General features: G+C 48.2%; 13 protein-coding genes and 1 tRNA gene. 8 read left to right on the plus strand and 6 right to left on the minus strand.

Features of this window, described 5'->3' with window-relative positions; translation table 11 throughout:
* Positions 1-68: 68 nt before the first annotated feature.
* Entirely contained in the window at positions 69-1,205 is a 1,137-nt protein-coding gene (fcmB, locus tag NG795_RS16280; RefSeq protein WP_367289703.1) for a filament morphology actin-like protein FcmB, read from the plus strand.
* A complete protein-coding gene (fcmC, locus tag NG795_RS16285) occupies positions 1,205-1,702 on the plus strand; it encodes a filament morphology membrane protein FcmC (RefSeq protein ID WP_367289704.1) in 498 nt (165 codons plus the stop codon). The genes fcmB and fcmC overlap by 1 nt, the downstream gene beginning before the upstream one ends.
* Before the next feature lie 130 nt (positions 1,703-1,832).
* On the opposite strand, the gene NG795_RS16290 is transcribed toward fcmC, so the two are convergent.
* Complete coding sequence (locus NG795_RS16290; protein ID WP_367289705.1) at positions 1,833-2,009, minus strand: HepT-like ribonuclease domain-containing protein; 177 nt, start codon at positions 2,007-2,009, stop codon at positions 1,833-1,835.
* Positions 2,006-2,161 carry a hypothetical protein gene (locus NG795_RS16295; protein ID WP_367289706.1) on the minus strand — a complete coding sequence of 52 codons (156 nt, stop codon included), beginning with the start codon at positions 2,159-2,161 and terminating at the stop codon, positions 2,006-2,008. Before NG795_RS16295 ends, NG795_RS16290 begins: the two co-directional genes overlap by 4 nt.
* A 409-nt stretch (positions 2,162-2,570) precedes the next feature.
* On the opposite strand from NG795_RS16295, the gene NG795_RS16300 reads away from it, so the two are divergent.
* Together NG795_RS16300 and NG795_RS16305 are read left to right on the plus strand one after the other, a co-directional pair.
* Entirely contained in the window at positions 2,571-3,923 is a 1,353-nt protein-coding gene (locus tag NG795_RS16300; RefSeq protein ID WP_436836058.1) for a DUF3370 domain-containing protein, read from the plus strand.
* Between the two features lie 253 nt (positions 3,924-4,176).
* On the plus strand, positions 4,177-4,362 hold the full coding sequence (locus NG795_RS16305; RefSeq protein WP_015146670.1) for a hypothetical protein: 186 nt from the start codon (positions 4,177-4,179) through the stop codon (positions 4,360-4,362).
* Between the two features lie 360 nt (positions 4,363-4,722).
* Here NG795_RS16305 and NG795_RS16310 read toward each other — a convergent pair.
* From NG795_RS16310 to NG795_RS16320, 3 genes are all read right to left on the minus strand, one after another.
* Positions 4,723-4,794 (minus strand) — tRNA-Lys (locus NG795_RS16310).
* A 55-nt stretch (positions 4,795-4,849) separates the two neighbouring features.
* Positions 4,850-5,662, minus strand: coding sequence for an alpha/beta fold hydrolase (locus tag NG795_RS16315; protein WP_367289708.1), 813 nt, complete (start codon positions 5,660-5,662; stop codon positions 4,850-4,852).
* 49 nt (positions 5,663-5,711) lie between these two features.
* The gene (locus NG795_RS16320; protein ID WP_367289709.1) at positions 5,712-6,437 is read right to left on the minus strand and encodes a lysophospholipid acyltransferase family protein; all 726 of its coding nucleotides are present in this window, start codon (positions 6,435-6,437) and stop codon (positions 5,712-5,714) included.
* A gap of 664 nt (positions 6,438-7,101) precedes the next feature.
* On the opposite strand from NG795_RS16320, the gene metG reads away from it, so the two are divergent.
* From metG to lptC, 3 genes are all read left to right on the plus strand, one after another.
* Complete coding sequence (gene metG, locus NG795_RS16325; RefSeq protein ID WP_367289710.1) at positions 7,102-8,709, plus strand: methionine--tRNA ligase; 1,608 nt, start codon at positions 7,102-7,104, stop codon at positions 8,707-8,709.
* Positions 8,710-8,952: 243 nt separating this feature from the next.
* Positions 8,953-9,564, plus strand: coding sequence for a LabA-like NYN domain-containing protein (locus NG795_RS16330; protein WP_015146666.1), 612 nt, complete (start codon positions 8,953-8,955; stop codon positions 9,562-9,564).
* A gap of 39 nt (positions 9,565-9,603) precedes the next feature.
* Positions 9,604-10,743, plus strand: a complete 1,140-nt coding sequence (gene lptC, locus NG795_RS16335; protein WP_367289711.1) for an LPS export ABC transporter periplasmic protein LptC — start codon at positions 9,604-9,606, stop codon at positions 10,741-10,743.
* Positions 10,744-11,039: 296 nt separating this feature from the next.
* Here the strand turns inward: lptC and NG795_RS16340 are convergent, their stop codons facing one another.
* Positions 11,040-11,240: a hypothetical protein gene (locus NG795_RS16340; protein WP_367289712.1), complete on the minus strand. Its 201-nt coding sequence runs from the start codon at positions 11,238-11,240 to the stop codon at positions 11,040-11,042.
* 825 nt (positions 11,241-12,065) lie between these two features.
* Here NG795_RS16340 and NG795_RS16345 point away from each other — a divergent pair.
* A complete protein-coding gene (locus NG795_RS16345) occupies positions 12,066-14,570 on the plus strand; it encodes an MASE1 domain-containing protein (protein WP_367289713.1) in 2,505 nt (834 codons plus the stop codon).
* Positions 14,571-14,778: the final 208 nt, after the last annotated feature.

Genomic DNA, 14,778 nt, shown 5'->3' on the forward strand with positions numbered 1-14,778 from the left:
CAAAATCCTGATATCTTAGGGGTTTGGTGGCAAGATACTGGTAAATTTAGGGGAGGTTATAAAATTTAATGACGATCCAACAGCCTACAAATACGGTAGTTACTAGCAAAGCGTCTAGTAATTCCTTTAGAACTTCCATTCTGAGCGTTGATTTGGGCCGCACAGCAACAAAAGCTTGTGTCAGCCGCGATCCCAACCAAGTGGTATTTATTCCGTCTAATGTGGCCCAAGTCCCTGTAGAAAAAGTGCGCGGTGGGGAATTTGAATCTCGGCCTACGGATCCATTATTGGATATGTGGTTGGAGTATCAAGGGCGCGGTTATGCGATCGGTCAGTTGGCGGCTGACTTTGGCGCAAGTCTCGGGGTTGGCGAACGGAAAGTGGAAAATGCCCTGGTGAAAGTCCTCGCCAGCGCCGCTTACTTTGGACTCAAAGATGATTTAGTGGTTGTCCTGGGTCTGCCTTATCATTCTCAAGAAGAGTTTGAGCGGGAAAAAGAGGAAATTACCAGTTTGCTGACTTCGCCTCATGTGATGAGCTATCGCGGTGAGCAAGTGACCCTGAATATCACCAAAGTTTGGGTGATGCCGGAAGGATATGGCAGCTTAATCTGGTGTGAAGCTCAGGAGAAGGTGGATAAAAAAGGGGTGTCCCCGGAATTTGCTAAGACATCGGTGGCGATCGTTGATATCGGACATCAAACTGCTGACTTTTTAATGGTAGATAATTTCCGGTTCGCACGCGGAGCATCCAAGAGCGAACCCTTTGCCATGAGCGAGTTTTACAAGCGCGTTGGCACCGAAGTGGAAAAAGCATATAGCCAATCCCCGATTAGCGTCGATAGTCAATCTTTGTCTTTAATCGATGCCGTGAATAAACCCAGGGGTCAACGGTTCTTCCGTCCTCGTGGCGCATCCAAACCGACGAATTTGGATGATTTTCTGCCCAACTTGCGAGAATTATTTGCCCGCGAACTGTCGGATTTGTTGATTAAGTGGTTACCGGAACGGGTCACTGACGTGATTTTGACCGGCGGTGGCGGGGAATTTTTCTCCGATGCTCTCAAACCGTTAGTTGAACAAGCCGGTTTGAAAGTTCATCTGGCCCAACCGTCCCGTCCGGCGAATGCTGTGGGACAATATTTGTATGGAGAGGCTCAACTTGCCTCCTCTTCGTACACTCGCTCCTCTAAGGCTGGAAGTTAATGGTTTTTTGGTTAAGCAAGACAAAGAAACGGGTCGGATTTACCGATGAGGTAGCCGACCAAACCTTGTTAGCGGTTGTGCAGAAAGAGTTACAAAACCAACCGCACAAGAGTTTCGGCGACTTGTGTAAAGAAGCCCTATGGCATTATTTGTATGTACCCGAATCGGTGAAACCGACGCGGAAATCAAGTGATGCCTCGGACACCATTGCGGAGTTACAAGGGCAATTGAGGTCCTTAGAGGAACGGGTAGCGGCGAGGGAGGCGAGTCGGTTGGATGCAATGGAAAAGCAGTTGCAACAATTGAGCTTGCAGGTGGGACAGTTGGCGATCGCCCTCAATAATCAACGGGGAAATTATCAACCGCCTCAACAACCCTATCTGGAACCCATCCCGGAACCCCAACGGGAACCGGAACCGGAACCGGAACCCGTCGCCCCCCCCAAACCCGTGGACCCCTTACTCCAACGACTCAGTTCCTTCATTGATGATTTCTAAGTCGGAACCAATGGGTTAGAAAAAATCAGGATATTATCTGCAAGCATCAGGAGTCAAAAGTTTTTAAAACCTTTGACTCCTGACTTTTTTTAGGAAGATTATATCAAGAATTTGAAGAGATTCGGTATAGTCAAGGGAACTCAAAAGATAGGCTATTTGCTGCTTCTCCAATAATTTGCAGATGATGAACTATCCAAACTTGAATGAGTTCTTGTTCATCAAATGCTTGCCGTCCTTGATTCGCATAACGTTCAATTGCTGATATCGCCTCCCAAATATCTTGTAGCCGTTCAGTTTCTCGTCTCATAGCTTGATAGCCTCAAGCAAAATGCGATCGCGAATCCGATCTTTCAACATATCCACCGTCACAATATCCACCTGGCGATTTAATAGCTGTTCCAAATCCAGCAATAACCCCCCTGGAAACCAAGGGGTGATTTTTTCTAAATCATAGTCCACTAAAAAATCAATATCGCTACTACTAAAATTTTATGTTCCTGAAGCCAGCAAAAAATCCAAGCAAACTTGGCTTGAACTTTAGGTTATTGTTTCAGCAACCAATCGGATACCGGCGAACTTCAGCCTGACCCCGAATAAAACTCAATTTGTCATTGCACGACTGGCTTAGTTTACTTTTTATAACATAAATGTTCTCATAGCCGAACAAGAGTGTCCAGAGGGTCGGTTCAGAAAAATTAGCCAGACTTTAGAAACCGGGTTTAAATCCCCAATTAGGGACAGTAAGCCTAGTTTTTTTAAACAAACCCGATCGCGAAACCCTAGAACGATGCTCAATGCGCCTGTGTACCACAGTTCTCCCCTACAATAGAAAACCGATCGCATCCCCCTTAATATTCACCCCATGCAGATTCTCGCCCTCTTGTCAAGCATTTTAATTGCTCAAGCTCAACCGGCACCGGAACCCCAGGAAATTGTCCAACCCCAAGAAGTTCGTCCCTTACCCGGTGGACTGGATAATGTGCCGATGTTTAATAGCAATAGTCCCGAAAAAATCGGCAGCGAAGGCATTTTACTCTCCACCTTTCCGCCCGATCGCAAAGCATTTCCCTCCGCCCATCTCAACTTCCCTTTTCAAGGTCGCTTTGATATCTTTGCTCATCATGTGTTTGGGGACCGAGAACTCGATGATTTAACCCCCATGTATGTGGGAATTCTTGTCCATAATCCCACCAATGAACCCGTTACCCTGAATATCCTCCAGGGAGCAAGTTATCTCTCCCAACCCGATGCGCCGTTTGTTCAATTGCCGCCCCTTGTTCCGAATCCTTTGGGGGAAGTTTTCGCGGGACCTGGAGGGCGCGTCACCAGTGAAATTCTGCGGGGACAGCGCCAAGATATCTGGCCCGCGCAACTGGTGATTCCGCCCCAGTCGAGTCAAATGTTGAAGAATCTGCCGATTCCGGTCCGAACTTTAGAACCGCCCCTGAATGGTCGTTCGACCTTACTGCGGTTGTCCAGTAGTGGGCGAGTTTATGTGGCAAGTTTGGCGATGTATGCGCGGCAGGATGCCAGTGGGAATGAGCGCGCACCGACTCTGGAGGAATGGCAACAGCTTTTAGAAACCGCAGATGTGGCAACGCCGCGCGATCGCACTCCCACTCCCCCAGACCAAACCGAGGGCCAAAGAATCTACGGTCGAGTTTCCGGTGTGTCTCAGGGGTCTACCTGGATGGGTCAATTGGTCGATCGCCCCACGATTCAAGGGTTGAGTATTCCAGGGTCAGGAGAAAGCTTTTCCTATGCGATCGGCACCTTACCCGGGGGACGATTGGGCACCGATCAATCCCAAAGTGCACCGATGTTGGTCCGTTACCCAGATACGGCCTATTCTGCTCATGGGAACTATGCCCTAGAATACCGTTTACGTTTACCCCTGATTAATGAAACGAATGCCACAGAAACCGTGACGGTGAGTTTACAGACTGCGTTGAAAGAAGAGACTTTAACGCAACAAGGGTTACGGTTTTTAGAACCCCCAGGACCCCAGGTATTTTTCCGAGGAACAGTGCGAGTTCGCTATACCAATGATGTGGGAGTGCCGACCACGCGCTATTGGCATTTGGTGCAGCGTCGGGGACAAATTGGGGAAGCGTTGGCGACATTGGAAATGCCACCGGGTGATCGCCGTCTGGTGGAGGTGGATTTGATTTATCCCCCGGATGCTACCCCACCCCAAGTCCTCACGATTCAGTCTCGCTGAGTCGGGGATCAACGCTTTGGTCTCTGATTCAGGGTGATTAATCATGCACTAAATTGGTGAATTTTAGAATCAAAAGAGGTGGCGGCGATCGCGCCTCTTTTGCCCTGGACAGGTTGAGTTAACTTGTGATATAAATCACGGTATATCCCGATGGATATCACAGCCTATTTTTCTTTAGATCACTGGATATTCCCTAGTTTTAGTTGATACTTAGAGTATCACTTTTATATTGGTCGTGATACCAGTTCACGCTATGCTTTATCAATCCAGAATTTCAGACGTATTTTTTCAAGCCTGGAAAGCCGGTTACATTACCCGGTATGAACACACTCAACTGATTAATGTGGGATTAGTAACCCGACTGAATGAAGAAGACCGGGCCGCCCTCCATCGCCTATCTCATGCTATTAAGCGGGGATGGCTGGAAGTGATTGATTAAGTCTTAAATGGCTTATTTCAATGGGGTATTTTATAATCCTTTAGGAGTGACCAAGGCCTTTTGGTTTCTCCGGTTTTAGTAAAACCCGTTCTTCCGATTTTTGGTTGATTTATTGAAGGTCAAACTCTGCTGTTTATTGATGCAATTTTTGACCGATTTAGGTCAAGTTGCGGAAATGAACTGGCAAAATGGATTAAAAAACCGGCACCCGTAAGGATGCCGGTTTTTTACAAGCGGTTTCAAGCAATTGTAGGGTGGGCATTGCCCACGGAACAGCTATGTGGGCAATGCCCACCCTACTCCTTGATATCCACCCGTTCCAGGTTTGGAGACCATCCGGGTGAATCGGGCGATTAAAAATGGGTCACCGGGGGCTCGAACCCCGAACCAACGGATTAAGAGTCCGATGCTCTACCATTGAGCTAGTGACCCAGATTAATCACAATAACATAGTTTTAGGGGTGAAGTCAAGAGGCCAATTCCCATCTCAGGCGACTGCACTGATGGGTTTGGGACGGGTTAAAAAATCATGGTCTTTGAGGAGTTTGTAAAGATTGACATCGGTTTCGAGTAAACAAGCATGACCGCTATCGGGTAATAAGACTTGTTTGGCGTTGGGAATTGAATAGGTTAAGCGGGTCGCTTCGGCAGCGGAGGGTAACAGCCGATCGCCGGTACTGGCGATCGCCAAAACAGGGTGACGGATGCGACTTAACTCATGAGAGTCCATTTCAAACTCTCGGAGTAAATTGACTCGCCAAGTGCTAGTCGGTTGAGGGACGGATTGCATCGCCGCTAACAAATCATTGCGTTCGGAACGGGCGATGCGACCGAGGGCGGCTAAAAAGGGTAATAAACCCATGACCGATAAGGCGTAGATGGGGGGGGGTAACCATCCGGTCAGGTGGGAGCCAAAATGTAGCCAAGCTTGGCCCATAAAACAAGAGGCGGGATTGACTAATATGAGGCGATCGAACAGTTCTGGGGCATGGAGGGCAATTTTCAGGGCCAAGCAACCGCCAAAGGACTCGCCACAGAGATAAACCATATCCGGGCGACTGCGACGAAATTGCGATCGCAATAAACCCACGACTTTTTCCGTTAATTGGTCCCAAGAGGATAAATCATGGGCAGGCATGGCTAGACATTGGATATTAAAAGCGTTAGAGAGACCTTTATTAAGTTGCGATCGCAGGAGTTGTCCGGTCCCATCCATGCCCGGTAAATAAACGAACAACGGTAAGTCAGGTTGGAAAGTCGAGGGGTTTGAAAAATGAAACCGCTCGTTAAAATTGTGCATCAGTGAACCCATATCTTTCTTCCGTAAAATTCTGCGTTTTCAACCCCGGTTAGTAACAGCCTTGGCGGAGTAAACCGGCAATTTCTTCCCGGCAGCGATCGGTAATTTCATTCACCAACCGTTTTCCCGATTTACCAGGATAGCCCTGTTTTTGTGCCGGAGTCATCCAATAGGGGCGACCGATGAGGAGATTAACGCGACGATAAATCACCATTGGGTGAAATCCGTCTTGTTGGAAATGAGGTTCAGTGGGGTCAAAGAGACTCAACATCCGAACGGGGAGACCGGAAAGCACTTGTTCTTCCATTGAGGCGATCGCCACCGGCACGATCGCCAATTCCGGCACCTTGGCACTCAGGGCTAAATGGGCGAACCCGCGATGAAACTCCCCAACTTCTGACGGAGGGGTTAACCGGACCATTGGGGTTGCGCCTTCGGGAAAGACTCCGATCGCCGCTTGTTGTTGTAGCAGCTTGCTCCCTTGACGAAAAAAGCGATGCTGTTGGGGCCCGTATGACTCTAAGACCAAGCAGCCCAACTCGGTCACAAATTCTCGTAACAGGGGGACTTGGCCCATATAATGATGGCAGGCAAAGTGGATCGAGCGTCCTGTTCCGGCCATCAATAAGGGGGCATCCATAAAGCTGCGATGATTGCTCACGATCAGCGCTGCACCTTCAGCAGGAATGCGATCCCGGTAGTAGATGAAGGTGCGGGTGCCAAAGGCGGTGAGAAACCCGTGGGAAATTTGCAGTGGCCTATCTTGTAAGGACATTTTTACAGGCGCGATCGATGAACAGCCTTGGGAAATTTCACAACTTCCCAGCAGCTTTACCTTTCGTAAGAGGTTTTGTAAACAATTATAAAGTAAAAATCAGTTTGATTGGTTTCCAGGCCGCCAGTATTCGGAGCCTGAACCACCCATTCTGGGTTCTGAACTAACCCTCGGTGTTAGAGTGGAGAGGAAACAAAACGCTCAGGGTTTGGGGTGAGGACGCCTTGGGAAATGTCTCCGGTGGCTCAACAGGGTGGGACTGGAGAACGAGGTCATTGCCGGGGGTCAAGCTAGTTGGGTCCGGTGTTCTAAAACTTGAGTGAAAGACGTTAGCACCCTAGGGGTTGGCGGGATCAATCTTTCTCCTTTTTTGATAAAAAAAGGAGGAGACGGTGGTAGTTCAAAACCGCCGATCGCCACAGAACCTATTGCCGAATCGTCCTCCGTGGGGGTGTCGTTCCTGGATAATCTATAGAAAATCTTAAAAAATCTCAGCAAGAAAGGGAAACAATTTTTATAAAATCTTTATATCTTAGAGGCATACCTCCCTGGAAAACCCAGGAATCCTAGTAAAAATTTTGTGAAATGTCGAGTAGAATGGAAGTTTGCCGTCCCTCATGTTACCATCGAAATAAAAGAATGGGGGTCGTTTTTAACCGAATCCATGAACTCTACCAAGACCAGTAAAAACACATTTGCTATTACAACACCGCTTTACTATGTGAACGATTTGCCTCACATTGGCAGCGCCTATACCACGATTGCCGCCGATGTTGTGGCGAGGTTTGAGCGACTTCGGGGGAAATCAGTCCTGCTGATTACCGGAACCGATGAACATGGGCAAAAAATAGAGCGGACCGCAGAAGCATTGGGGCGATCGCCCCAAGAACACTGCGATACAATTGCTGCCGGATTTGACCAATTATGGCAAAAACTGAACATTGCCTACGACAGGTTTAGCCGGACCACCAATCCCCGTCATGGAGCGATCGTCAAGGAATTTTTCCAGCGCGTCTGGGACAATGATGACATTTATTTAAGCCAGCAAACGGGTTGGTACTGTGTCGCTTGCGAAGAATTTAAAGACAAACGGGAGTTGCTAGAAGACAATCACTGTCCGATGCATCCCAACCGGCAAGTGGAATGGCGGGATGAGCAGAATTACTTTTTTCGCCTTTCTAAATACCAACCCCAACTAGAGGCCCTTTATCAAGAGCGTCCTGATTTTATTCGGCCCGAAATTCGACGCAACGAAGTTTTGAGTTTTGTCCAACAAGGACTGCAAGATTTCTCCATTTCTCGGGTGAATGTAGCTTGGGGATTTCCTGTGCCGGTGGATCCAAAACAGACCCTCTATGTGTGGTTTGATGCCCTGTTAGGATATGTGACGGCCCTGCTAGACCCGGATCAAGAACCGACCCTGGAGAATGCCTTATCCCAATGGGCACCAATTAATCTGCACTTGATTGGTAAAGATATTTTGCGCTTTCATGCCGTGTATTGGCCTGCCATGCTCATGTCCGCAGGGGTTCCCGTTTCCGGGGGAGTGTTTGGACATGGGTTTTTAACGAAAGACGGTCAGAAAATTAGCAAAACTTTGGGTAATATTATCGACCCAGTGGATTTAGTGGAACGGTATGGATCCGATGCACTGCGTTACTACTTTCTGAAAGAAATTGAATTTGGACGGGACGGGGATTTTAACGAAACTCGATTTATTAATATTCTCAATGCCGATCTGGCCAACGACTTGGGGAATTTATTAAATAGGACCCTGGGCATGGTGAAAAAATATTGTCAAGGTCAGGTGCCGAAGGTGAATCCCGAGGAAATTGGCGATAAGAATGGTTTAAAAGCAGCGGGGGTAACTTTAGGCGATCGCGTTACCCGTGCTTATGAGGGCTTGCAATTTAGCCAAGGGTGTGAAGAGATTCTGTCCTTGGTGCGAGGCTGTAATAAGTACATTGACGAACAGGCACCCTGGAAACTCTATAAGCAGGGGGAACAGGAGGCCGTTGAGCAAGTGCTCTATGCTGTTTTAGAATCAGTCAGACTCTCGGCGTACTTACTCTCTGCGATCATTCCGAATATCAGCACTGCGATTTATCAGCAACTGGGATATTCGATTGATTTTAATGACCAAACCTCGATCATGAGTGCACTGAACTTTCCGACTCATTCGAGTTGGGGGATTCTCAGCAGCGATCGCGTGCTCAAAGAAGCCAAACCCGTCTTTGCTCGCCTGGAGTTGAGCAATCCGGCGTCTTCATAGGTGGGCGATCGGCAATGTTGATCCAAAAACAGCGAGTAGAATTATCGAGTATTGGGGGTGGGGTTACAGAGGGGTCCCCACCCCATTGCCAAAGCAAGGATGATCGGGGCGTTAGGGCACCGTTCCGGTATATCATCAATGGCCTGATGTTCACCTGATTCCGGTGACAACCGGGCGATTCCCTCTATCATAGATAATATGAAAAATCAATTTTCCGATAAAAAAAACTGAGGAATAACAACCATGTTGCATCATCATCCAGAAAACAACAACATATTTACCCCCGAACAGGTTTTAGAAAATCGCGGTCGAGTTGCCATTTTTATTGATGGCTCCAATTTGTTTTATGCCGCTTTGCAGTTGGGAATCGAAATTGACTATACCAAGCTGCTGTGTCGCTTAACAGCCGGTTCCCGACTCCTGCGTTCTTTTTTCTATACCGGCGTCGATCGCACCAATGAAAAACAACAGGGATTTTTATTATGGATGCGTCGCAATGGTTATCGGGTGATCTCGAAAGATTTAGTTCAACTTCCTGATGGCTCTAAAAAAGCCAACTTGGATGTAGAAATCGCCGTAGATATGATGGCATTAGTCGGCTCTTATGACACCGCCGTGTTAGTCAGTGGGGATGGAGACCTGGCTTATTCCGTAGATGCGGTCAGCTATCGCGGGGTGAGAGTGGAAGTCGTGAGCCTCCGTTCCATGACCAGCGATAGTTTAATTAACGTCGCCGATCGCTATATTGACCTAGAATCCATCAAGGAAGATATCCAAAAAACTCCAAGACAACCGAACTATACCTACCGACCCCTTTCCAGTATTGGCATGATGGATGATGTGGAAGACCGCTAAATCCTTGTGGATTCAGACATCAACACTACCTATTTAAAAGTGAAAAATTCGGGTTTTTTCCTTTTGCTTTTATATGCCTTAGTAGGACTGGGTTTACCCAGTTGTGCCTTTTTTAAAAAGGGCAATACTCCAGTTGTCACCGAGCCAGACGAAGGCCAGGAGCAAGCGTTAACATTTAACGATGTCACCCTGGAACAGGCCAATGCTGAGGGGGAAATCGTATGGAAGGTGCGATCGCCCTCGGCTCGGTATAATGATGAACAGAAAATTACCTATTTAGAGACACCAACCGGAGAACTGTTCCAGGAAGGTCAACTGGTTTATAAAATCCAGTCCAAACAAGGCCAGGTGCATGGTGACGGCTCGAAAATTGTGCTCCAGGACGAGATTGTTGCCACCGCACTCCAAAATCAAGCCGTAATCCGTGCTCAGGAATTAGAATGGTTACCCGCAGAAGATTTGCTGCTCGTTCGCAATAACGTCCAAGGCACCCATCCGGATCTGGAAATTACAGCCAATGAAGCAAGGCTAAAAAGCAAAGCCCAGCGCATGGAACTCGTGGGGAGTGTCGTTGCCACAACGCAGAAAAATCCCGCCTTACAGATGCGTTCTGAGTCGGTGGTGTGGCAGATGGAGACGGACCAAATCATCAGCGATCGCCCGGTGCAAATCGACCGTTATTTGTGTGAAAAGCCCCAAGATTGTCCCGCCAGTGATAAAGCCATTGGCGATCGCGGTGAACTGAACCTGGAAACCAATGTGGTGACCCTGGAACAACAAGTCCAGATTACCTTGAGTGAACCCCCACTCACCATCAACAGCGACTTGATGCGCTGGAATATTGACGCTCAAAAGGTCACCAGTGAACGTCGAGTTACTATCGTCCATCCGAAGCAAACCTTGACCTTAATGGGCGATCGCGGCACCCTGGAACTGGCATCTTCCATCATCTCTTTATTCGGGAATGTCTCCGGGGTCCGCCAGGTCCCCTCAACCGAGTTTAAAGCCGATCGCATGACTTGGGTGATTCCCACTGAAGAGTTCCAAGCCGAAGGCAACGTCTTTTATCGCCAAGCGAACCCCCCGTTTACCGTCACTGGACCCAAGGCCGTGGGCAAACTTCAGCAGCAAACTATTGTGGTGACCGGGGGCGATGTGGTCACAGATGTACTTCCTTAACCCATCGATCCCGTACAGGTTATCAACCGGGTTTCTTGAAAAATCTCTGCTTGGGAATAACTTTCTATGGGCCAGAAATCTGGTTTCTGATCCCTGAGATCTAAAACTTTACCCAGTCCGAGGATACATACTCCGAGCCAAATCCCATGAGGGGTGAGGGGTGAGATCCCCAGTAAAACTGATCCCCGGTGACCCAAACGGGTCCTTCTCTATTTAGATTTTATATTTTGTTTTCAACCTGAGCAGATGCCCTGAAAAAAGCAGAAACAGAAAAACCGGAAATGGGTCAAGGCCATTTAGTCCGTTAATTTTAACCATCCTCGGCGGACAGCGTAAATGAGACGATTAATTGAGCTTTGTTCTTCTTCGCTGAGACTCTCTTGTAAGAGGAGCGCTCTAAGATATTGTCGGTGTTCCTGGGTGAGTCGTCCTGACCAATAAATTTGAAAGAAGAGTTCGGAAAGATTACCCGGATGAATTAAGGAGAGAGTATTCATAATTGAAGAGGTTAAATTGGGGAGGGTCTATTCTAAGATGACCCTTTTTTAGGGCTTTGACTGCGATCGCATCCCTGATGATTAAGTGATATCGATCGGTCTATTGGGTGATTTGCATCCGATGCTCCCAGGGAACAGATTCGGAGCAAAACTATCAGCGGGGATTTTCTGCCCCCCTCAAGTCGGCTCAATTTTTTCAGGAGCAGAGATTAGAGGGAGAATTTGAGAGAAGGTAAAATTTTAATAATTAAATTTTAGCGGAGAAATTCAGGCCAAATATTGAGCCATCGCCGGTTAACGATGAACCCGAGAACCCTTAAAAAGTAAAAAGGCACAGTGCCCAAAGTAACGAAGTGATGGAAGATTAGCATCAGGTTGGCCTGGACCAAAAGAGAGCCGCGATCGGGACCCTATTAAAGCCTGGGAGTAAAGGGCAGAATGAGTCAGTCAAATCGAGGATTCACCCGGAGTCGAGAAGAGGGGAAATTTTCTGGGAGGGAGAATTCAAGTTTGTTAACCTGAATATAGCGAGTCTCAATGAATTGAACAATTCCCCAACGGAGTGGGAGCATCTTGCACCGGATCAACAGTAGAGAGCAAGATGCTCCCACGGATCAATTATCGAGTCAGACTGCGGCAAGAAGTGCTATAGAATGATCGGAATTCTATTACCTAAATCGGCTATCATAACCTTGAAGGGGGCGGTTTAAACCCGGCGATGCACTTTACTATCCGCCCACTCCAGTCTGGCGGCTTTCATCGCTAGTTCTCGTCAGTTAGCGTTTGTTTTTTCAACTCCCCACTCACCCCTTGAATCGAAAACTTATGATTCCGACCCAGGGACGGTTCTGGCAATACTTGACCCGCATAGGCATACTGGCTGCAAGTTACTTGATCGCGGCTATGTTAGCGATATGGATTCCAGGATTGGATCAAAATCTATTACCGTTTGGGCCACCTGCGGGAGTTGCCTTGGCTGGACTGGTGTTATATGGGATGAAAATTTGGCCCGGGGTGGCACTGGGGGCGTTTTTATATGCACAATACCAGGGAGTACCCTATTGGGTAGCGGGTGTTGGGGCGATCGCCTGCGTGGTTCAAGCCATAGTAGGGACGCGCCTGCTGCGACAAGTTGAGTTTGATCCGGCCCTGGAACGGCTGCGGGATGTGGGGTCATTCATCGGGATCGGCGCAATCCTCTCGACCCTAATTCACGCCAGTTTGTCTGTCTTGCTCGTTACAATCGCCGGACTGCAAACCTGGCCCGAGGCAGCGGCCAAGTGGGAAATATGGTGGTTAGAAGATGCAATGGGAGTGTTGTTAATTGCCCCAATCCTCTTGACCTGGAGCCGATTCCGCCCGAGCACTATCAAATCTAGGCGGTGGGTATTAGTTGCCAAAATCCTAGAAATCATCCTCCTCTCAATCTTGCTGCTGAGCATCAGTTGGGTGGTGTTTTGTTCGCGAACTCGGGTTTATATCGCAGACTATCCCCTAGAATATTTACCCTTTCCCCTGGTGATGTGGGTGGCCCTGCGCTTTGAATTGCGCGGGACGGTCCTGGCGAACCTGTTAGTGGCGAGTATGGCAATTTGGGGGATAGCCCGAAAAAGTGGACCCTTTCTCAAACACGCCATTAACCCCGAACAAGCCATTTTCTCCCTGCAAATCTTTATGGGAGTGGTGGCTGCCACAGCCCTGATCTTTGCCGCAGTCATGGCTAGAAGGCGACAGGCGGAAGAGTTACTCCGCCAAGGGGAAGAAAGGCTGAATAATGCTCAACGGATTGCCCAGGTGGGCAACTGGGATTTAGACCGCGATCGCAAAGCACTCCATTGGTCCGATGAAATTTATCGGATTCTGGGAGAAGAACCGGAGAGCTTCGAGGCAAGTCACGAACAGTTTCTGAAATATGTGCATCCGAGCGATCGCACCGAAGTCCGCAAAGCCTTTAAAAAAGCCATCACTCAGAATCAACCCTACTCCCTGGAATATCGACTCTTGCGCGGGGATGGGGAAGATCGCATCGTTCATGAACAGTGCGAAATTAGTCCGTTTCGGATTACAGCTACAGTTCAAGATATCACCCCTCGGATTCGGGCCGAAGCCGCCTTACGCGCCAGTGAGGAACGATTCTCGAAAGCCTTTCAAGCCAGCCCCCTGGGAATCAGCATCAGTACCCGGGCTCAAGGGCGGTTTGTGGATGTGAATCACAGTTTTTTGCACCTGCTGGGTTATGCTCCCGCAGAAGTGATCGGCAAAACCTGGGAAGAACTCGATGTCTGGATACATCAAGGAGATTACTTCAATCAAATGCTTAGTAAAATCGAGCAATTTGGCTCAATCCGCGACCTTGAACTCCAGTTTCGCACCAAATCCGGAGAAATTCGCGATGCCCTGCTATCCATTGAACCAATTGATCTAGAAGGAGAACCCTGTCTGCTGACAATGGTCAGTGACAACACCGAACGCAAACGCGCCGACGAATTCCGCAAGGCCAAAGAAGCCGCAGAAGCAGCGAACCTCGCTAAAAGCGCCTTTCTCGCCAATATGAGTCATGAACTGCGAACCCCCCTGAATGCCATCATCGGCTACAGCGAAATTCTCCAGGAAGATGCCGAAGATTTGGGTCAAGCCGATTTCATTCCCGACCTGCAAAAAATTCACGGGGCCGGAAAACAATTACTCTCCTTAATTAGTGATATTCTCGACCTCTCCAAAATTGAAGCCGGTCGCATGAGTTTGGAATTAGAAACCTTTGCCATTGATACGCTCATTTGGGAAGTGGTCACGACCATTCAACCTCTAATTGATAAAAATGGCAATCAGTTGGCGATTCAATGTCCGGAAGATATCGGACACTTTCATGCTGATATCACCAAGGTGCGGCAAATGCTTCTCAATTTAATGAGCAATGCGGCTAAATTTACGAAACAAGGCCAGATTGAACTACGAGTGAGGCGCACCCTAGAAAAACCATTAAAAGGGAAAAATCCCTCTCTAAAATCCCATTCCCCTTATGAAGTGGAAGGTCAAGAGTGGATTTTTTTCCGCGTCAAAGATACCGGAATTGGGATGACTCGGGAACAGTTGGAGCAAGTTTTTAAACCATTTACCCAAGCCGATGCCTCGACGACTCGCAAATATGGAGGGACGGGTTTGGGTTTGACCATTACCCAGAAATTCTGTCAAATGATGGGGGGAGATATTAAGGTCGAAAGTGAGTTAGGTCAGGGTTCCCAATTTACCCTGTGGCTACCGGCGACGGTCGTTGCTCCGGTTGTATCCCAGGAAGATGAAGAAGCGAGGGCTGGGGGGGATGCTCCGTGAGCGGTGTGACGCAGGAGACGGGTTGATTCGGGAAGCGGCGGCCGATAAAATTTGCCGTGAAGAACGCCTGAGCCTGAGAACGTATCAATGACAGGTTCTGACTCATTTTTCCTGGCGGATTTTTTTTAGGGATGGCACCCGCGATTAACCTGAAAAATCCCCTCAAAAATTTAACATTTATTATTGCTCCTTAGAAATAATTAATATT

Origin of the sequence: Laspinema palackyanum D2c, from assembly GCF_025370875.1 — a bacterium.
GTDB classification, from domain to species: Bacteria; Cyanobacteriota; Cyanobacteriia; order Cyanobacteriales; family Laspinemataceae; genus Laspinema; species Laspinema palackyanum.

What these genes read in the sequence shown, in the direction of transcription:
- NG795_RS16290 (WP_367289705.1), bottom strand. Translation starts at nt 2,009, where the DNA reads ATGAGACGAGAAACTGAACGGCTACAAGATATTTGGGAGGCGATATCA.
- metG (WP_367289710.1), top strand. Translation starts at nt 7,102, where the DNA reads ATGAACTCTACCAAGACCAGTAAAAACACATTTGCTATTACAACACCG.
- NG795_RS16305 (WP_015146670.1), top strand. Translation starts at nt 4,177, where the DNA reads ATGCTTTATCAATCCAGAATTTCAGACGTATTTTTTCAAGCCTGGAAA.
- NG795_RS16330 (WP_015146666.1), top strand. Translation starts at nt 8,953, where the DNA reads ATGTTGCATCATCATCCAGAAAACAACAACATATTTACCCCCGAACAG.
- NG795_RS16345 (WP_367289713.1), top strand. Translation starts at nt 12,066, where the DNA reads ATGATTCCGACCCAGGGACGGTTCTGGCAATACTTGACCCGCATAGGC.
- NG795_RS16320 (WP_367289709.1), bottom strand. Translation starts at nt 6,437, where the DNA reads ATGTCCTTACAAGATAGGCCACTGCAAATTTCCCACGGGTTTCTCACC.
- fcmB (WP_367289703.1), top strand. Translation starts at nt 69, where the DNA reads ATGACGATCCAACAGCCTACAAATACGGTAGTTACTAGCAAAGCGTCT.
- NG795_RS16340 (WP_367289712.1), bottom strand. Translation starts at nt 11,240, where the DNA reads ATGAATACTCTCTCCTTAATTCATCCGGGTAATCTTTCCGAACTCTTC.
- NG795_RS16315 (WP_367289708.1), bottom strand. Translation starts at nt 5,662, where the DNA reads ATGCACAATTTTAACGAGCGGTTTCATTTTTCAAACCCCTCGACTTTC.
- fcmC (WP_367289704.1), top strand. Translation starts at nt 1,205, where the DNA reads ATGGTTTTTTGGTTAAGCAAGACAAAGAAACGGGTCGGATTTACCGAT.